This window comes from Parviterribacter multiflagellatus (genome assembly GCF_056863265.1).
On record NZ_JBXPIZ010000008.1, the window covers coordinates 125722 to 144432 of the forward strand.

17 protein-coding genes are annotated in these 18711 nt (G+C 74.3%); 1 reads left to right on the forward strand and 16 read right to left on the reverse strand.

From position 1 onward, the window contains the following. Positions 1-10 precede the first annotated feature (10 nt). From AC1UE5_RS17870 to AC1UE5_RS17880, 3 genes are read right to left on the reverse strand one after another with little or no spacing between them, the layout of a single operon-like run. Positions 11-3016, reverse strand: coding sequence for a coiled-coil domain-containing protein (locus tag AC1UE5_RS17870; RefSeq protein ID WP_482925980.1), 3006 nt, complete (start codon positions 3014-3016; stop codon positions 11-13). A gap of 27 nt (positions 3017-3043) precedes the next feature. Further along, positions 3044-3598 (reverse strand): GNAT family N-acetyltransferase, encoded by a 555-nt coding sequence (locus AC1UE5_RS17875; RefSeq protein ID WP_482925982.1) that lies wholly within the window; start codon positions 3596-3598, stop codon positions 3044-3046. Further along, the gene (locus AC1UE5_RS17880) at positions 3571-4887 is read right to left on the reverse strand and encodes an argininosuccinate synthase (protein WP_482925984.1); all 1317 of its coding nucleotides are present in this window, start codon (positions 4885-4887) and stop codon (positions 3571-3573) included. The genes AC1UE5_RS17875 and AC1UE5_RS17880 overlap by 28 nt, the downstream gene beginning before the upstream one ends. 21 nt (positions 4888-4908) lie before the next feature. Here AC1UE5_RS17880 and AC1UE5_RS17885 point away from each other — a divergent pair, with 21 nt between their 5' ends. Beyond that, on the forward strand, positions 4909-5550 hold the full coding sequence (locus AC1UE5_RS17885) for a suppressor of fused domain protein (RefSeq protein ID WP_482925986.1): 642 nt from the start codon (positions 4909-4911) through the stop codon (positions 5548-5550). On the opposite strand, the gene AC1UE5_RS17890 is transcribed toward AC1UE5_RS17885, so the two are convergent. From AC1UE5_RS17890 to AC1UE5_RS17950, 13 genes are all read right to left on the reverse strand, one after another. Next, positions 5547-6221, reverse strand: a complete 675-nt coding sequence (locus AC1UE5_RS17890; protein WP_482925988.1) for a hypothetical protein — start codon at positions 6219-6221, stop codon at positions 5547-5549. The genes AC1UE5_RS17885 and AC1UE5_RS17890 overlap by 4 nt on opposite strands. A 54-nt stretch (positions 6222-6275) precedes the next feature. After that, positions 6276-7424: an acetylornithine/succinylornithine family transaminase gene (locus AC1UE5_RS17895; protein WP_482925990.1), complete on the reverse strand. Its 1149-nt coding sequence runs from the start codon at positions 7422-7424 to the stop codon at positions 6276-6278. Then, the gene (gene argB / locus AC1UE5_RS17900; protein WP_482925992.1) at positions 7424-8272 is read right to left on the reverse strand and encodes an acetylglutamate kinase; all 849 of its coding nucleotides are present in this window, start codon (positions 8270-8272) and stop codon (positions 7424-7426) included. The genes AC1UE5_RS17895 and argB overlap by 1 nt, the downstream gene beginning before the upstream one ends. Beyond that, positions 8269-9504, reverse strand: a complete 1236-nt coding sequence (gene argJ / locus AC1UE5_RS17905; RefSeq protein ID WP_482925994.1) for a bifunctional glutamate N-acetyltransferase/amino-acid acetyltransferase ArgJ — start codon at positions 9502-9504, stop codon at positions 8269-8271. Before argJ ends, argB begins: the two co-directional genes overlap by 4 nt. Then, a complete protein-coding gene (gene argC / locus AC1UE5_RS17910; RefSeq protein WP_482925997.1) occupies positions 9501-10520 on the reverse strand; it encodes an N-acetyl-gamma-glutamyl-phosphate reductase in 1020 nt (339 codons plus the stop codon). The genes argJ and argC overlap by 4 nt, the downstream gene beginning before the upstream one ends. Then, the gene (gene pheT / locus AC1UE5_RS17915; RefSeq protein ID WP_482925999.1) at positions 10513-13017 is read right to left on the reverse strand and encodes a phenylalanine--tRNA ligase subunit beta; all 2505 of its coding nucleotides are present in this window, start codon (positions 13015-13017) and stop codon (positions 10513-10515) included. Before pheT ends, argC begins: the two co-directional genes overlap by 8 nt. Then, positions 13014-14072, reverse strand: coding sequence for a phenylalanine--tRNA ligase subunit alpha (gene pheS / locus AC1UE5_RS17920; protein ID WP_482926001.1), 1059 nt, complete (start codon positions 14070-14072; stop codon positions 13014-13016). Before pheS ends, pheT begins: the two co-directional genes overlap by 4 nt. A gap of 160 nt (positions 14073-14232) precedes the next feature. Next, the gene (locus AC1UE5_RS17925) at positions 14233-14955 is read right to left on the reverse strand and encodes a TrmH family RNA methyltransferase (protein ID WP_482926003.1); all 723 of its coding nucleotides are present in this window, start codon (positions 14953-14955) and stop codon (positions 14233-14235) included. A 58-nt stretch (positions 14956-15013) separates the two neighbouring features. Continuing rightward, on the reverse strand, positions 15014-15388 hold the full coding sequence (gene rplT, locus AC1UE5_RS17930) for a 50S ribosomal protein L20 (RefSeq protein ID WP_482926005.1): 375 nt from the start codon (positions 15386-15388) through the stop codon (positions 15014-15016). Between the two features lie 4 nt (positions 15389-15392). Further along, entirely contained in the window at positions 15393-15596 is a 204-nt protein-coding gene (rpmI, locus tag AC1UE5_RS17935; protein ID WP_482926007.1) for a 50S ribosomal protein L35, read from the reverse strand. Positions 15597-15644: 48 nt separating this feature from the next. Beyond that, on the reverse strand, positions 15645-16409 hold the full coding sequence (locus tag AC1UE5_RS17940; RefSeq protein WP_482926009.1) for a TrmH family RNA methyltransferase: 765 nt from the start codon (positions 16407-16409) through the stop codon (positions 15645-15647). Between the two features lie 31 nt (positions 16410-16440). Continuing rightward, positions 16441-17946, reverse strand: a complete 1506-nt coding sequence (locus AC1UE5_RS17945; protein ID WP_482926011.1) for a calcium-binding protein — start codon at positions 17944-17946, stop codon at positions 16441-16443. Positions 17947-17987: 41 nt separating this feature from the next. Beyond that, positions 17988-18521 (reverse strand): hypothetical protein, encoded by a 534-nt coding sequence (locus tag AC1UE5_RS17950; protein WP_482926013.1) that lies wholly within the window; start codon positions 18519-18521, stop codon positions 17988-17990. Positions 18522-18711: the final 190 nt, after the last annotated feature.

Here is an 18711-nt window from a genome sequence, read left to right on the forward strand (position 1 = left end):
GGTCACGAGGTCAGCCCGCGGAGGCCCCGCGGGCCCGATCGAACCATGCGTGCAGGGCTTTCGCCGCACGCGCGTCGCCGGAGACCTCGACGCCCTCCGCAGAGCCTGCGAGAAGCTGATGCAAAGTCTTCGCAGAGAGCGCGATCTTCGCGTGAGACGGCGCGTCCGGGCCGGCCACGAGCAGCGGCCTGCCGTCGTCCGCGACGACCGTCAGCGAGGTGACCTCGTCCCCCGCGCCGGCGATCTCGTACGTCACGCCGAAGCGGTGGCCGGCCGTCCACGTGGGGTCGACCGCGGCGGCGAGCGCGAGGAGGAGCGCGCGCGGCGGCGGGTCGGTGGCGGCGAGCTGCGCGAGCGTGACCGGCGCCCGCTGCGCCTTGAGGAGCTTCTTGACCGCGCGGCGGTCGCCTTCGATCGTGAGCGCGCGGGCCGGGCGCCACGACGGCGCGCCGCCGGCGGCCAGCGGCGCCAGCGTGGTCAGCTCGCCGGTGATCTGCGAGGGCGGCGCCACGGGGCCGCCGCCGACGCGGACCGTCCCCAGCTCCGGCGCGGAGACCGTGTACGCGATGTCGAGGCCGTGGCGCTCCTGCGCGGGCAGCGCGGCGGTGAAGACGTCGGCGGCGGCCTTGGCGTCGGTGGTCGCGAGACGCTCGATCGCCGTGCGGAGCCACGGCGTCTCATGCTTGATCGCGGGCGAGCGGGCCGGCAGCGATGTCGTCGGCGGCGCGGGCGTCGGCTCCGGCTCCGGCTCCGGGGCGGCAGCGACCGGCTCGGGCTCGCCGACCGGCGCGGGCTCGGGCTCCGGCGTCGCGGCGACCGGCTCGGGCGACGGGGCCGCCGGGGCCTCGGGCTCCTCGATCCGCGTCAGCTCCGCCTCCGCCGCGGCCCGCAGGCGCTCTGCGGCCTCCTGCAGGCTCGTGATCACCTCGCGCGCGGGAACCGTGCGCTCGGGGGTCGGGAGCGAGGCGCGCAGGTCGCGCTCGATCTCCTGGAGGCGGCGGTGCGTGTCGTCGTCGGCGCGGTGCGGGTCGCCCGCGGTCAGCTCGGGCGCCCCGGGCTCGGCGTCGGCCGCGAGCTCCTCCTCGCGCGGCGGCAGCACGGTGTCCCACGCGAGCTGCTCGCGCGCGGACGCGATCTGGTCGCGCAGGCCCGCGAGGAGCAGGTCCATGGCGGGGTCGCCGGTGGGCGGGAGCGGCTCGGGCCGGGCCGCGGCGGGCGCGGGTGCGGGCTCGGCCGGCGCCACGGCCTCGGGCTCCGGCGACGACGGCGGAGGTGACACCGGCGCCTCCTCGACCTCAGCCGGGCCGACCTCCGGGGCGGCCGCCGCCTTCAGCGCCTCGACCTCCTCCGTCAGCTCCCGCACGCGCGCGTCCAGCGCCGCCCGCGTCGCCCGCTCGGCCTCGAGCGCCGCCCGCAGCCCGGCGGCCTCCTCGCGCGCGTCGGTGATCGCCACCCGCGCGTCCGCGAGCGTCGCGCGCGCCTCGGACAGCGACGCCTCCAGCTCGTCCCCGCGCGCCTCGGCAGCCGCGAGCTGCGCGCGCAGCGCCGTCGTCCCCGCGCGGCCAGCGTCCACGCGCGCGCGGATCTCCCCCAGCTCCGTGCGCACGACCTCGATCGCCTGCTGCACCTTCGACTGCGTCGCGGCACGCGCGGAGAGATCGGCCTGCAGCGTCGCGACCTGCCGCACCAGCGCCTGCTCGCGCTCGGTCGGCGCGCCCGGCTCCACGACCGGCGGGGCCGCGGCCAGCCGACGCCGCAGCTCCGCGGCCTCGGCCACCGTCACGTCGAGCTGCGCCCGCGCCTCGGCCGCCGCGGCCTCGGCCTCCTCCACGCGCGCCTCGAGCCGCGCCCGCGCCGCCTCGGCGATCTCCGCCCCGCCGCGCAGCCGCTTGACCTCGGCCTCCGCCTCGGTCGCGCGGCGTACCAGCGCCTCGCTCACCGCGGCGGTGTCGTCCATCCGGGCGCGCAACGCCTCCTGCGCGGATTCGGCCTCCGCGAGCTGCGACCGCAGCTCGTCGACCGCCCCGGTGTCCGCGACCGGCGCCGGCCGCTCGGCGAGCTGTCGCTCCAGCGCGGCGCGCTCGGCCTCCACGCGCGACAGGCGGTCCGACAGCACGGCGGCCTCGCGCCGCAGGCGCTCCTCCGTCTCGGCCAGCCGCGCCTCCAGCGCGCGCACCTGCTGGCGCGCGGCGTCCTCACCGGCGCTCGACGGCGTGCCCGCCTCCAGCTCCGCGACGCGGCCCAGCGCCTCGCGCAGGCGCGCGTCGACCCGGGTCGCTGCCGCCTCGGCAGCCTCCTGGCGCAGCCGGGCGACGTGCAGCTCGCGCTCCAGCGCCTCGGTCACCTCGACCGCCGACGCGAGCCGCTCGCGCAGCTCGGACAGCTCGTCCTCGGCCAGCCGGCGCGCCTCCGCGGCCTCGCCCTCCAGCTCGGAGCGGCGCCGCCGCTCGGCCTCCTCGCGCTGCTCGGCCAGCCGCAGCCGGCGCTCGGCGTCGACGACCCGCGCGGCCAGCGCGTCCCGCTCGCCCGCGGCGCGCGACAGGCGCTCCTCCAGGTGCGAGAGCTGCACGCGCAGCGTCTCCGCGGCCTGCTCGGCGGTCGCGGCGCGGTCGGTCGCGCTCCTCTCCGCCAGCTCGGCCCGGCGCGCGCGGCGCTCGGCCAGCACGGCGGGATCGACGAGCGTCCCACCCTCGGCCTCCGGCTCCTCCCCACCGATCCGCCCCGGCCCGCCCGCGGGGAGCGCGATCAGCGTCCCGTCGACGTCCAGCGCGGCCTCGCCGGCCTCGACCGCGGCCCGCGCCTCGGCGGGCACGTGGAAGACGGCCGCCCACGCCGGCGGGGTCGACGGCTCGTTGGCCCCGACGATGCGCAGCGCCCCGACGACGAGCACGGTGCGCGGCGGCACGCTCGGGCCGTTCCAGGCGCCGGACACCCGGACCTCGATCTGCTCGGGGGACGACGGCACCCATTCCACGCGCTCGGGCGTGAGGTGCTCAGGGCGGCTGTCGGGGTTCACGCGCCCAGTATGTCCACCTGCCGGCGATCAGGCGGGAGGATTTTCCCCAAACTCCGCGAAGGGTCCGCGCGCGTACAGGCGGCACGGCGTGCCCCGCACGACGGTCTCGCCCTCCAGCGCCATCCCGAGCCGCTCGGCGACCGCGATCGACCGCACGTTCGACGGCACGATCAGCGAGCCGATCCGCGCCACGCCCAGCGTCGTGAACCCCCACTCCAGCGCCGCCCGGCCCGCCTCCGTCGCGTAGCCCTGGCCCCAGGCCGAGCGCACCAGGGCCCAGCCGACCTCGAGCACCGGCCAGCCCTCGGGCTCCCACAGCCCGGCGCGGCCGAGGAACGCGCCGTCGGACCGCCGCTCCACGGCCCACAGGCCGAAGCCGGACAGCGACCACCCACCGGCGAACATCGCGAGCGTCCGCCATGCGTCCTCCCGCGACTGCACGCCGCCGACGGTCGACGCGACCTCGGGGTCGGCCATCATCGCGGCGAACGCGTCGAGGTCGGAGGGACGGAACGCCCGCAGCCGCAGGCGTTCCGTCAGGACCTCCGGAACGGCTACCGCTGCTGGTTGCGGACCCGCCACGCCATGCGGGACTGCAGCGACCACAGCTCGATGAAGCCCGGCGACGCCTGCTGCGAGAACAGGCCGCCCGACTCGGCGAACGTCGCCAGCTGCGCGTCGTAGACCGCGTGCGGCGACTGGCGCGTGACGGCGCGGACCGAGCCCTTGTAGAGCTTGAGGCCGATCGTGCCGGTGACGAACTCGTTGACGCTGTTCATGTACGCGTCGAGGTTCTCGCGCAGCGGCTCCCACCACAGGCCCGCGTAGACGAGGTACGCCCACTGGCGGTCCAGCTGCGGCTTGAACTGGTTCTGGTGGATCGTGCCGACGAGCTTCTCGAGCTCCGCGTGCGCGGTGAGCAGGATCTCGGCGGCCGGGATCTCGTAGATGTCGCGCACCTTGAGGCCGACGATGCGGTCCTCGATGTGGTCGACGATGCCGACGCCGTGCTTCATGCCCAGCTCGGCGACGCTCTCCAGCAGCTCGACGAGCGGCAGGCGCTGGCCGTTGAGCCCGACCGGGACGCCGGCCTCGAACTCGATCTCGATGATCTCCGGCGTGTCCGGCGCCTCCTCGGGGCGCGTGACGAGCTGGAAGACGTCGTCCTCGGGCGCGTGCGAGAGGTCCTCGATCCACTTGCCCTCGGACGAGCGGCCCCAGAGGTTGTCGTCGATCGAGTACGGCGCCTCCTCGACGCCGCCCTTGACGGGGATGCCGTTGTCGCGCGCGTACTTGATCTCCTCGTCGCGGCCCATCGACCACGAGCGGACCGGCGCGATGAGCTTCAGCTCGGGCGCGAGCGTCGCGACCGTCGCCTCGATGCGGACCTGGTCGTTGCCCTTGCCGGTGCAGCCGTGCGCGATCGTGTCGCAGCCGGCCTTGCGCGCGTAGTCGACGGCGAGCTTGGCGATCAGCGGGCGGCCGAGCGCGGTGAAGAGCGGGTAGTGCAGGCCGTAGATCGCGTTGGCCTTGATGGCCGGCACGATGAAGTCGCTGGCGAACTCCTCGCGCGCGTCGACGACGTACGTGTCGACCGCGCCGAGCTGGCGCGCCTTGCCCTCGACGACCTCGTAGTCCTCGCCCGGCTGGCCCAGGTTGACGGTGAGCGTGACGACCTCGGCGTCGTACTCGTCCTGGATCCACTTGAGCATGACGCTCGTGTCGAGCCCGCCCGAGTACAGGAGCAGGACGCGGTTGACCTCCTCCGGGCGCGCCTCGTACGAGGCGGTCGCCTGGGCGGCCATGCGTTCGCTGGCCTCGGGAGCGGGGATGGTGTGTGCGGAGATGCGCGGAGCGTCGGAATCGGCCATGCGGCGTCGAACATTAGAACCATGAGCGCGAATGCCGTTGACGCCCGCCTGCGTGAAGCGGTGGGGAACCACCTCCGCCGCCACCTGGGCCCCGTCGAGGGCATCGTGGCCGAGCACGAGACGACGCACGTCCCGATCGACCTGTTCGTGGTCGCGCCGACCGAGCGGCGCCCGTTCCGCGTCGTCGTGACGTGCGGCATGGCGGCCTTCCGGATGCACCCGCCGGAGGAGTTCGCGACGTGCCAGCGCGCTGAGCTGTTCCTCGGCCTGCCGTCGCGGTGGCCGCTCGACACCGAGGCGCTGCGGGATCCGCGGACGTTCTGGCCGCTCGGGCTGCTGAAGAAGCTCGCACGGTTCCCCCACACCGGCGGCGGCTGGTTGTGGGAGCGGCACATCGTGGGGGCGGAGACCGACGCGCCGTTCGGCCCCGGTACACGCATGAACGGCGCGCTGGTGGCGCCGGCGATCAACATGCCGCCGGCGTTCGAGTCGCTGCGCTCGCCCGAGCTGGCCGGCGAGGTGCGCTTCCTCTCCGTGCTGCCGCTGCACGCGGCCGAGATGAAGCTCGGCCGCGACGACGGGGTGACCGCGCTGTACGGCGCGTTCGGCGACGCGGACGTGGACGTGGTCGTCTCGCCCGCGCGGCCGAGCGCCGTCGTCTAGGCGGGGTAGCGCTCGCGCGCCTTGGCGCGGCAGGCGGTGCGGGCGCTCGCGGTCTTGCGCGTCTTGCACCGCTTGATCGAGCGCTGCTGGAGCTGCCGGTTGCGCGCGATCGCCTTCGTGCCGAGCGGGAAGTCGCGCGTCTGGTCGCCGCTCGTCGCGATGTTGGAGTCGCGCAGCGTCACCCACCCGCAGTCCCACGGCCGGTTGGCGAACAGCGGCACGTCGCCCGTGACCGACGCGGTGGCGCCGGACGCCGCGCCGAGCACGCCGCTCTCCCCCAGCACCTGGTCGCCGAGCTGGGCGAGCCGGATGTTCGCGGGGATGAACGAGGACGGGTCGAAGACCGGCGGGTACTGGAACGTGCCGGTGATGCCGCCGACGGCGCCGAACGGCTGCTGCGGCGTGTCCTTGCAGACCCGCTCCTTGTCGTACGTGCCCGCGTAGAAGACGACGTTGACCTGCTTGCCCTCGAGCTGCCCCGCGGCGGTCACCGCCCCCTGCAGCCTGCCGGCCGTGTCGTAGCTGACGGTCGCCTTGACGATCCGCACGTCCGGGTCGGCGGGCTTCTTGTACCCGGCCCCCGCGGACCCGTTCCGCACCTCCGCCTGCGCGGGCGCGGCCGCACCCGCCGCCACGCACACGATCGCCGCTGCCACGAGGGCTCGCTTCATCCCCTGACCTCCGGTTGTGGTTCACGCCGGTCCCGTTCCGGCGTGGCCCCGATGCTAGACGGCGCTCAGGACGCGGGTGAGGCGGGTGAGCGCGTCGTCGACGTGGGACTCGTCGATGAGGAGCGGCGGGAGCATGCGGAGGGTCGACGGGCCGGTCGCGTTGATGACGAGGCGCTCGTCGAGGAGGGCCGCGCGGGCGGCGGCGACCGCGTCGGCGCCGGGCTCGAGGTCGAACCCGACCATCAGGCCGAGACCGCGGATCTCGGTCACCTTCGGCACCTCGCGGAGCGCCTCGCGCAGGCGCTCGCCGAGCTCGTTCACGCGCGCGTGGAGCGCCTCGTCCGCGAGGATGTCGAGGACCGCGTGCGCCGCCGCCGCGACGACCGCGCCGCCCGCGAAGGTCGAGCCGTGGTCGCCGGGCTGGAGGACGTCGCGCAGGCGCTCGCCGGTGATCAGCGCGCCGATCGGCAGGCCGCCGCCGAGCGCCTTCGCGGTCGTCATCGCGTCCGGCACGACGCCCGACCACTCGTACGCCCACATCCGGCCGGTGCGTGCAAGCCCGGTCTGGATCTCGTCGAAGATGAGCGCCGCGCCGTGCTCGTCGCACGCCGCCCGCGCGGCCCGCAGCGCGTCATCGGGCAGCGGATGGACGCCGGACTCGCCGCGGATGACCTCGCACAGCACCGCGGCGGTCGAGGGCCCGACGGCCGCCGCGATCGCCTCGGCCGACGGCGGCACGACGACGAACCCGGGCACGAGCGGCGCGAACGGCGCCTGCTTGGCCTCCTGCGGCGTCGCGCTGAGCGCCCCGTACGTGCGCCCGTGGAAGCCGCCCTGGATCACCACGATGTCGCCGCCGCGCTTGGCCTTGCGCGCGAGCTTCAGCGCCGCCTCGACCGCCTCCGCGCCGCTGTTCGTGAAGAACACGCCGCCGCCCAGCGACGACTCCGCGAGCCGATCGGCCAGCGACGCCATCGGCGCGTTGAAGTACAGGTTGCTGACGTGCATCAGCGTCGCGGCCTGCTCCTGGATCGCCGCGACGACCTGCGGATGGCAGTGCCCGACCGACGAGACGCTGATGCCGGTGAGGAAGTCGAGGTACTCGTTGCCGTCGGCGTCCCACAGCCGCGCGCCCGAGCCGCGCTCGAACGTGACGGGGAACCGCGCGTACGTGGAGAGGAGGTGCGACCCGGGCTCGGCCATCACGACGCCGGCCGGATCTTCGTGCCGACGCCGGCGTTGGTGAACAGCTCGAGCAGGAGCGAGTGCGGCACGCGCCCGTCGATGATGTGCGCGTACGACACCCCGCCGTGGATCGCGTCCACGCACGCCTGCAGCTTCGGGCGCATCCCGCCCACGACGTCCTCCAACGCGGCCTCCACCTGGTTCGCGCCCGCCTCCGACACCAGCGACGACGGGTCGTCCTTGTCCTCCAGCCACCCGATCACGTCGGTGAGGAAGATCAGCTTGTACGCGCCGAGCGCGCGCGCCACCGCGCCCGCGGCCTCGTCGGCGTTGACGTTGTACGAGTTGCCCTGCCGGTCCGCCGCGACCGACGCGATCACCGGGATGTAGTCGCGCGAGATGTGGCGGATGACGTCCACGTCGACGCGCTCGATCTTCCCGACGAACCCGATGTCCTCGCCGCCGGGCGCCTCCATCCGCGACGCGCGGAACAGCATCCCGTCGTCGCCCGAGAGCCCGACCGCCGGCTGGCCCTGGCGGTTGATGCGGCCGACGATGTCCTTGTTGACCTTGCCGACGAGCACCATCTTCGCGACCTCGACGGTCTTGGCGTCGGACACGCGCAGGCCGCCGACGAACTCGACCGGCATGTCGAGCTGCTTCATGTAGCTCGTGATCTCCGGCCCGCCGCCGTGGACGATCACCGGATCGAGGCCGACGTACTTGAGGAGCACGACGTCGCGCGCGAACTCCTCGCGCAGCTGCGGGTCGTTCATCGCCGCGCCGCCGTACTTGATGACCACCGTTCGCCCGTGGAACTCCCGGATGTAGGGGAGCGCCTCGAGGAGGGTCTGGACATCTCTCATGTCGTGTAGTCCGCGTTGATGGTGATGTACTCGTGCCCGAGGTCGGAGAAGAAGACCTCGGTCTCCGCCCCGTCGCCCGGCAGCGCGATCTCGACCTCGATCTCGTTGCCGGTGAACTCGGCGACGGTGCCGGTCGCGAACCCGCCGCTGCACACCAGCGCGCCCTCGACCCGGATGTCGTAGACGAGCGGGTGCATGCCCGGCAGCGCCGCGCCGACCGCCTGCGCGATGCGGCCCCAGTTGGGGTCGCCGCCGTAGATCGCGGTCTTGACGAGCGGCGAGTTCGCGATCTCGCGCGCGACGCGCTCGACGCCCTCGGGGACGCCGCCGCGGACCACGACCCGCGCGACGCGCCGCGCGCCCTCGCCGTCGCGCACCATGAGGATCGCCAGCCGCCGCAGGAGGTAGTCGAGCGCCTCGCCGAACCGCAGCTCGTCCTCGCTCTCGGGCTCGACCACGACGCCCGACGCGCCGCTCGCCTGCAGGATCGCCGTGTCGTTGGTCGACAGCTGCCCGTCGACGGAGATGCGGTCGAACGAGCGCTTGACGCAGACGCCGAGCAGCAGGTCGCACGTCTCCGCCGACAGCGCCGCGTCGGTCTGCACGAAGCAGAGCATCGTCGCGAAGTTCGGCTGGATCATCCCCGCGCCCTTGGCCTGCGCGGTGAGGCGGACGGTCCCGGACGGCAGGTCGACCCACAGGGCGGCCTGCTTGTCGATCGCGTCCGTCGTCTTGATCGCGTCCGCGAAGTCGAGCGCGCCGTCCTCGCGCAGCTCCGCGCGGGCGGCGAGCAGGCCCTTCGTCACCTTCTGGCCGTCGAGCTGGACGCCGATGACGCCGGTCGAGCAGACCGCGACCTGCTCGGTGGGCGCGCCGGAGCACATCGACGCCGCGCCCTGCATGCGCGCCGCCTCGTCGAGCCCGGGGCGGCCGGTCGCCGCGTTCGCGTTGCCGGAGTTGGCCGCGACCGCGCGGATCGCGCCGAGCGTCGTGCGCTCCTTGGTCACCTGCACCGGCGCGGCCAGCACGCCGGAGCGGGTGAACTTCGCGGCGGACGTCGTCTCGTGCGGGTCGGCGACGATCAGGCCGAGGTCGAGCGTCGGCGGGTCGGACTCCTTGATGCCGGCGGCGACGCCCGCGGCGCGGAAGCCCTGCGGCAGCTGGCCGAGGTCGTCGTCCTCGCGGACGTGCGGTGGGGCCTCCACCCACCGCGAGGTGAAGGCGTCGGTCACAGCAGGCTCTCCGTCTCGTCCTTCCCGAACATGAGGTTCAGGTTCTGCACGGCCTGCGAGGCCGTGCCCTTCCACAGGTTGTCGATGACGCTGAAGACGAGGAGCTTCCCCGTCCGCGCGTCGCTGTGCGCGTGGATGCGGCAGAGGTTCGTCTCCCGCACGTCCCGCACGCCCGGGCCGACCTTGGCCAGCTCGACGAACGGCTCGTCGTCGTAGGCGGCATGCAGCAGCTCGTCCAGCTCGGCCTGCGCCACGGGCCGGGTCGGCGTCACGTACGCCGAGATCAGCTCGCCCTGGTCGAGCGGGATCAGGTGCGGCGTGAACAGGCAGGTGATCGGATCGCCGCCCGCCAGCAGCCCGAGCTCCTGGTCGATCTCCGGCGCGTGCCGGTGCTTGCCGATCCCGTACGGGTTCATGTTCTCGTCGGCGGTGACGAAGTGCGTCTTCTGCGTCGCCGCGCGTCCCGCCCCGGACACGCCCGACTTGGCGTCGATGACGAGGTCGGCGATGAGCCCGGCCCGCGCGAGCGGCGCCAGCCCCAGGATCGCCGCGGTCGGGTAGCAGCCCGGGTTGGCGACGATATGAGCATCGGCGATCTTCTCGCGATAGATCTCTGGGAGCCCGTAGACGCTGTGCCCGAACAGGCCCGGCGCGCCGTGCTCGCCGTACCACTCCGCGTAGACCTCGGGGTCGCGCAGGCGGAAGTCGGCGGACAGGTCCACGACCTTCACGCCGCGCTCGTGCAGCGCCGCGACCGTCTCGGCCGCCGCGCCGTGCGGGTACGCGACGACCGCCGCGTCCACGTCGCCGTGGGTCTCCAGGTCGAACGCGTCCATCACGAGCGGTACCCGGTGGTGCGGGTACAGCTCGTCGAGCCGCAGCCCGACGTCGCTGCGCGAGGTGACGCCGACGAGCTCGAAGCCCGGGTGCCGCCAGAGCAGCCGCGCCGTGAGCGCGCCGGCGAACCCGGACGCGCCCGCCACGATGACGGTCGGCTTCGCGGGGTGCTCAGCCACGCTGCTCGGCCCCGAACGCCGCCTGGAGCCCGCCGGTGATGTTCGTCAGGGGCTTGCGGATGTCATCGTCGGTCAGCGTGCGGTCGGGCGCGCGGAACTCGAGGTGCAGCGCGAGCGACACGTTGCCCGCGCCGACCTGCTCGCCGCGGTAGACGTCGAAGACCTCGACGGAGCGCAGCAGCTTGCCGCCCTTGTCCCGCGCGACCGCCAGGATCTCGGCCGAGGGCACGTCGTCCGAGACGACCACCGCGAGGTCCTGGTGGATCGACGGGTGCGTCGGGATGGAGGAGAACTGCGCGATCTCCGGGGCGGCGTCCACGACGAGCCCCAGGTCGAGCTCGAACGCAGCGACGGCGCCCTCGACGTCCCACTCGGCCGCGACGAGCGGGTGCAGCTCGCCCAGCCAGCCCAGCTCCGTCTCGCCCGCGTACACGCGCGCGCTGCGGCCGGGGTGCAGGAACGGGTGCGGCGCGTCGTCGGCCCGCACGTCCCACGTGACCCGGAGCGTGTCGAGCACCGCGCCGACCAGGCCCTTCGCCGCGAAGAAGTCCCACGGCTTCGGCTTCGTGTCGCCCCACGACGCCGGCAGCGTCGCCCCGACCAGGAGCGCGCCGAGCGCGTGGCGCTCGAGCGGCAGGCCGTCGTGGTGCGTCCCCGCGCCGTTGGTGAGCGGATCGCCGTCCGCGCTCAGGCCCGCGGCGTCGTCGGCCGGGTTCTGCGCGAGGTAGATCGTCCCGCTCTCGAACAGCCGCAGGTCGCCGGCGCCGCGCGCGAGGTTGTGCTTGGCCGTGTCGAGCAGCGACCCGAGCAGCGTCGTGCGCAGGTGCGACTGGTCCTCGGACATCGGGTTGGCGAGCTTGACGAAGCGCCGGCGCGGGTCGTCGGCGGCGAGGCGCAGCCGATCGGCCACGCCGGGCTCGGTGAACGACCAGCCGACGATCTCGTGCAGGCCGCGGCCGACGAGCACGTCCTCGGCCCGGCGCCGGCCGCGCTGCTGCACGGTCAGCCGGCCGCTCGCGCCCCGCCGGGACGGGAGCGTCGCGGGCAGGTTGTCGAGCCCGTCGATGCGCGCGACCTCCTCGACGAGGTCGGCCTCGCGCGTGACGTCCATCGCGCGGAAGTGCGGGACGTCCACGACGAGCGTGTCGCCGGTGTCGGTCACGCCGAACCCGAGCGACGCGAGGATGCGGGCCTGCTCGTCGCGCGGGACCGGCTTGCCGAGCAGCTGCTCCACGCGCTCGGGGCGGAGCGTCAGCTCCTCCCCCGCACCGCCCGCGCCGGGCGCGCGCACGTCGACGGTGCCGGGCACGACCCGCGCGCCGCACAGCTCGATCATCAGCTGCGTGGCGACGGCCTGCGCCTCGATCGGCTGCCCGGTCGACAGGCCCTTCTCGAAGCGGCCGGACGCCTCGGAGCGCAGCGCGAGCCGGTTCGACGTGCGCTGGATCGTCGGCGCGTGCCAGGACGCGACCTCCATCAGGACGCGCGTCGTGGTCTCCGAGACCTCCGATCGCGCGCCGCCCATGACGCCCGCCAGCGACGTCGGGCCGTCGGCGTCGTCGATGACCAGCTCGCCCGCGAGCAGCGTGCGCGTCTGGCCGTCGAGCGTGTCGATGGTCTCGCCCTCGCGCGCGGCACGCACGACGAGCTTCTGCCCGGCGACCTGGTCGAGGTCGAACGCGTGCAGCGGCTGGCCGGTCAGGAGCATCACGTAGTTCGTGATGTCGACGACGTTGGAGATCGAGCGGATGCCCGCGGCAGCGAGCTTGGCCTTCATCCACGCCGGCGACTCGCCGATCGTGACGTCCTCGAAGACGCGCGCGGTGAAGCGCGGGCACAGCTCCGGCACCTCGACCTCGACCGTCACGCCCTCGACCGGGCCGGTGGAGCCGGGGTCGTCCGACCACGGCGCGGGCTGCAGCTCCGCGCCGGTCGTGGCGTGGATCTCACGCGCGATGCCGTAGACGCCGAGGCAGTCCGGGCGGTTCGGGGTGATCTCGAACTCGAGGACGTCGGTGACGATCGGCAGCACCTCGGTGAGCGGGGTGCCCGGGACGAGCCCGTCGGGGCTGTCGCCCTCGGCCAGCACGAGGATGCCCTTGTGCTCGTCGCTCAGCCCGAGCTCGCGCTCGGACAGGATCATCCCGTCGGACGGGACGCCGCGGAGCTTGGCCTTCTTGATCTTCGTGCCGTCGGGCATCAGGGCGCCCGGCCGGACGACCGCGACCGTCTGGCCCGCGTCGACGTTCGGCGCGCCGCAGACGATGTTGGCCGGCTCGGCCTCCCCGACGTCGACCGTGCAGACGCTCAGCCGATCGGCGTCCGGGTGCTGCTCGCGCGTCAGCACCTTGCCGACGACGAACCCCTCGGGCGTCGTGGTGCCGTGACGGTGGATGCCCTCCACCATCGTGCCGGTCATGGTCAGCTTGTCCGCGAGCTCGCGCGCGGGCAGGCCCGCGTCCGCGTACTCGTACAGCCAGTCGAGTCCGACCTTCATCCGAACTGCTCCAGGAAGCGCACGTCGTTGTCGTACAGGAGGCGCAGGTCCGGCACGCCGTGCTTGAGCATCGCGATCCGCTCGATGCCCATGCCGAACGCGAAGCCCTGCACCTTCTCCGGGTCGTACCCGTGCTCGCGCACGTACCCGAAGACGTTGGGGTCGACCTCGCCGGCGCCGAGGATCTCCAGCCAGCTCTCGCCGCGGCAGACCGGGCACCGGGAGCCGTCCTTGAGGAAGCCGTCCTTGCAGTTGAAGCAGGAGACGTCGACCTCGACGGAGGGCTCGGTGAACGGGAAGAAGTGCGGGCGCAGGCGGATCTCGCGCTCGTCGCCGAAGATCGCGCGGCTGAACGCCAGCAGCGTCCCCTTGAGGTCGGCCAGCGTGACGTCCTCGTCGACCGCGAGGCCCTCGATCTGGTGGAACTGCGGCGTGTGCGTCGCGTCGCTGTCGCGCCGGTAGACGCGGCCGGGGACGACGATGTAGAGCGGCGGCGGATGCTGCTCCATCGCGCGGATCTGCATCGGCGACGTGTGCGTCCGCAGGACGCGCTGGTCGTCGACGTAGAACGTGTCGGTCCACGCCCGCGCCGGGTGCGTCGGCGCGTGGTTGAGCGCGTCGAAGTTGTAGTGGACGAGGTCGACCTCCGGGCCCTCCATCACGTCGAACCCGAGGCCGAGGAACACGTCCTCGATCTCGCGCCGGGTGGCGGTCAGGAGGTGGAGGCGGCCGACGGGCTGCGGCGGGGTGCCCGGCAGCGTCACGTCGACCCTGTCGGTGGCGAGCTTGGTGTCGAGCTCCTGCGCCTGGAGGGTCGCCGCGCGGTCGTCGGCGAGCGCCTCGAGCGCCTTGCGGGCCTCGTTGGCGGCGCGGCCGACGGTGCCGCGCACCTCGGGGGCGAGCTGCGCGACGCCGCGGAGCAGGTTCGGCAGCTCGGCCTTGCGCCCCAGGTACTGGACGCGGACCCGCTCGACCTCCTCCGAGGAGGTGGCGGCCGCCAGCGCCTGCTCGGCGGCCGAGCGGAGCGTGTCGATGGTGGTGATGTGGTCGCTCAAGGCAAAAAAAGAGGCGCCCAGTCATGGCGCCCCGCGAGGAGAGTCGGAGATGGCCGCGTCAGGCCAACGTCCCCCCGGGGGTCGGCGTGAATCGGCGGAATCGGAAGGGACGGGTCGGCACGGTTCTCCATGGAGTTGTAGCGCACGGCGGGGGTTGCCGCTATCTCCGGGAGATCTCGTACAGCGCGACGGTGGCCGCCATCGCGGCGTTCAGGCTCTCGCTGGCGCCGGCGATCGGGATGTGCGCCACCACGTCGGCCGCGCCCTTCACCGCGGTGGGCAGCCCGTCGCGCTCGGCGCCGACGAGGATCGTGCCGGCGGCCGCGTCGCCCACGTCCCGCAGCGCCTCCCCCTCCCGCGCGGCCAGGGCGATGGTCGGGCGCGGCAGGTCCTCCACACCCTCCACCCGGCACACCGGCACGTGGAAGATCGCGCCCATGCTGGCGCGGACGGCCTTCGGGCCGAACGGGTCGGCGCAACCGGGGCCGAGCGCGACGCTCGCGGCGCCGAACGCGAGCGCGCCGCGGAGGATCGTGCCGACGTTGCCCGGGTCGGCGACCCCGAAGAGCGCGACGCACAGCGGGCCGGCGGGCTGCTCGGCCCAGCACTGCGCGTAGATGCCGACGACCCGCGTCCCGCTTCCCAGCCCGGAGGCCTTCGCGAGGAGCTCCGGCTCGACCTCGATGCCGTCCAGCCCGCTGCCGGCGGCGACGAGCACGTCCTCGGCCTCCCACCCCGCGGCGCGCGCGGCGGCGACGAGGTCCTCGCCTTCCGCCGCGAACCGCGGCGCGCGGCCTTCGCCGGCCACGTCGCGCGCCTTCTCCGGCGCCCGCGCGAGCCTGCGGACCGTCTTGAGCTTCTCGTTCTGCGGCGAGGTGATCATGAACGACGAAGGGCGCCCCGCGGGACGCCCTTCCTCAAGCTTCGATGCAGGCGGCGCCCTACGCGGCGGCCTTGGCCTGCTCGTTCGCGGCCTTGGCGGCCTCGGCGATGCCGGCGAACGTCTCCGGGTCGCGCACGGCGATGTCGGCGAGGACCTTGCGGTCCAGCTCGATGCCGGCGGCCTGGACCCCGTGGATGAACTGCGAGTAGCTCATGCCGTTGAGGCGCGCGGCCGCGTTGATGCGCGTGATCCACAGGCGGCGGAAGTCGCGCTTGCGGTTGCGGCGGTCGCGGTACGCGTAGGAGTCGGCCTTGAGGACGGCCTCCTTCGCCTTCTTGTAGTGCGAGTTGGCGTCGCCACGGAAGCCCTTGGCGCGCTCGAGCGTCTCGCGGCGCTTCTTCTTGGCGTGGACGGATCGCTTGACACGAGTCATCGGACTACTTCACGCCCTTGTTCAGCAGCTTCTTGACGCGCTCGGCGTCGTGGGGAACCAGAACGGAATCGTGGCCGAGTCGACGCTTGCGCTTCGCCGACTTCTTGCCCAGGATGTGGCTGGTCATCGCGTGACGCGCCTTGACCTTGCCCTTCGCCGTGAGCTTGAACCGCTTCTTGGCTCCGCTGTGCGTCTTGACCTTCGGCATACGGATGGGCCAGTGTAGCGGGGTCGTCATCGGGATCCGGCGCGGGTTTCACCCTGCGTGCGCGCGACGAACCAGCTCGAACGCCAGCGCCGCGGACGCCGTCGCCACGTTGAGCGACTCCACGCCGCCCGCCATCGGGATGTGCAGCCACTGGTGGACCCACTGCGCGGCCTCGGGCGAGACGCCGTAGGTCTCGCCGCCGAGGACGAACGCCGCGCGCTCGGGGACCTCGACGTCGAAGTACGGCTCGCCCTGCTCCCCCGCGAGCCCGAAGATCATGAAGCCGGCCTCGCCGAGCAGCGTCAGCGCGTCCACGACGGTCGGCGCGCGGAGGATCGACGCGCGGTACGCGACGCCCGCGGACGCCTTGATGACGAGCGGCCCGACCTCCGGCACGCCCTGCCGCGGGAGCACCACGCCGCTCAGCCCCGCCGCTGTCGCGGTGCGCAGCGTCATGCCGACGTTGGCCGGGTTGGTGACGCCGTCGAGCACGAACACGCTCGCGCGCGCGCCGGCGTCGAGGTCCGCGAGGTAGTCGGGGAGCGTGCGCATCGCGGGCGCCACGACGTCCGCGACGACGCCCTGGTCGTGGCGGCCGTTGCGCGAGATGCGCGTGATGCGCTCGGGCGGGAGCCGCTCCAGCCGCACCCCCCGCTCGGCCGCGGCGTCGAGGATCGCCTGCGCCGACGCCTCGCGCGCGGTGGTCGCCAGCAGCACCTTGTCGATCGTCACGCCCGGGTCGGCCAGCGCCTCCAGCACCGGCTTGCGGCCGTAGATCGTGATGAACGTGTCGCGCGGGGAGGGAGCGGGCATCGCCGCCCGACAGTACGACCCTGGCTGCGTCTCAGCCGTTGCGCAGGACGAACCGCGTCGCCGCCGGCCGGGCCTGGCCGGCCTCGTCGCGCCCGCGCGCGGCGAGCCGCACGCGCGTCGCGCCGCCGAGCCGCCCGAGCGTCGCCCGGCCGGACTCGGTGAGCCGCACCGGGACGTCGAGCGCCGTGCCCGCCGGGACGTTGAAGCGGGCGGCGCCAAGCGTCGCGAAGCGCAGCCGGCCGCCGGGCGTCCGGAGGCGGCGGAACGTGACGACGCGGACGGCGCCGACGCAGCGCACGGCGGCCTGCGGCGGGCAGCTCACGCGCACGGGAAGCGTGCCGTCCTGCGCCGTGCGGCGGACCGGCGCGAGCGTCACCGCGAAGCTCGTCAGCTTGGACTCGCAGTCGGCGCCTGGGCGGTCGCTGCCGTCGACGAACGCGCGATCCCCCTCGCTCCCGCAGATGACGGTGTCGAGCGTGCGGTCGCGCGCGAGGAGCCGGTCGAAGCCCTGGCCGCCGTCGAGCCGGTCGCGCCCAGGCCCGCCGCGCAGCACGTCGGTGCCGCGCAGGCCGTCGAGCCGCCCGGCGTTCTGCCCTGCCGCCAGGACGTCGTCGCCGTTCGTGCCGCGGACGTGCTCGACGTCGGGCATCAGGTTGTCGCTCTCCGGTGCTGCGAGCGCCGCGATCGACGGCACCGGGCCGACCGCGCTCAGCTGCCCACCGGGGCGCTCGCCGTCGTCGGGGAGGCCGTCGGGGTCGGCGACCACGCCGTGGACGCCGCGCGCGGAGTAGTCGGCCCGGTCACCGCCGCTGCCGCCGCTCATCGTGTCGGCGCCGTCGCGGCTCGACGCGGCGGCGAAGACGTCGTCGCCGTCGCCGCCGAGCAGCGTGTCGTCGTCGAGCCCGCCGGCGAGCACGTCGCCGCCGCCGCGGCCGTCGATGCGGTCGTTGCCCGCGCGGCCCTCGATCCGCTCCCCCGCGCCGCTGCCGGTGAGCACGTCCGCGCCGGCGCCGCCGACGAGCTGCTCGACGGCGAGGACGTCGTCGCCCTCCCCCGCCGCGCCGTCGTTGGCGCCGTCGGCGATCGTGATCGCGAGCGGCTCGGTGCGCGCCTCGTAGGTGACGACGTCGCGGCCGGCGCCGCCGTCGAGCTCGTCGGGCCCGCCGCCGCCGGACAGCACGTCGTTGCCGCTCCCGCCACGCAGCCGCGTGCGCAGGCCGACCGGGCGCGCGATGCTGATGCGGTCGTCGCGGTCGCCGGCGTCGAGCACGATCTCGCTCACGCCCGCCGCGGCGCAGCGGACGGTGCGGCCGGAGAGCGTGCAACCGGCGCCCGCGCGGATCGTCGCGCCGCCGTCGGTGATGCGCAGCTCGCTGCCGGTGCGCGAGACCGCGAGGCGGTTGCGCTCCCCGGACGAGCCGGTGACGGTGAGCGTCGTGGCCTGCACCCCGGCGGTGGAGGCGTCGGCCGCGGGTGCGGCGGCGGCGAGCGCGGCGAGGGCCGCGAGCGCGGCAGACGTGGCACGGCGGCGTTCCATGGGTCGCCCCGCAGAACACCACACGTGCCCGTTCGTTGCGCTCACCCCAGCTGGCGGGTGACGTCGATCTCCATCTGGGGGATCGTCAGGACGAAGTCGACGCTGCGCGTGCGGCCGCCGATCTCCTCCAGCGTCCCCTCGTAGACCCCGGTGCACGGCTGGCCGCCGATCACCTCGTAGCCGTCGTTCGCCTCGGCGATGTCGAACGGGAACCGCCCGAGCGCCAGCGGCCCGCTGCTGAGCGCGCGGACCGGCGTCGTGCTGCCGACGACCGGCGTGCACTGCGGCGTGTGGTCGTTGCCCTGCGCGTACTTCGGCTGGCCCCGGACCTGCTCGGCCATCAGCCGGTACTTGGCCCCCTTGATCGGGTTCGTGACCTGCAGGATGACCTTCGGGGTGAACCCGGCGGGCGCGAGCGGGTCCGCGGCGGCGGCGAGGCGGAGCTTGACCTGGCGCGGCTTCTTCTTCCCCTTGGCGTGCGAGGCGGCGGCGAGCGGCGCGGCGGGAACGGCGGGCGCGGCGACGGGGACGAGGAGCGCGGCGACGGCGGTGGCGGCGAGGGCGTGCTTGAACATGCCCCGACCCTCTCCGTCCCACCGCACCTCGACATCGGGACCGGCCCCCAACCCGAACCCCGAAGTTCGCGCGCGCCGCGGCGAGACGCGCGCGGGCGAGACGCGGCGGGGGCGGGTTGGACGGCGGGCAGGCGACGGCGGTGGTCCTTCGCGCCGCCCCGCTGACCCTCCCAACGTCGCGGCTCAGCGG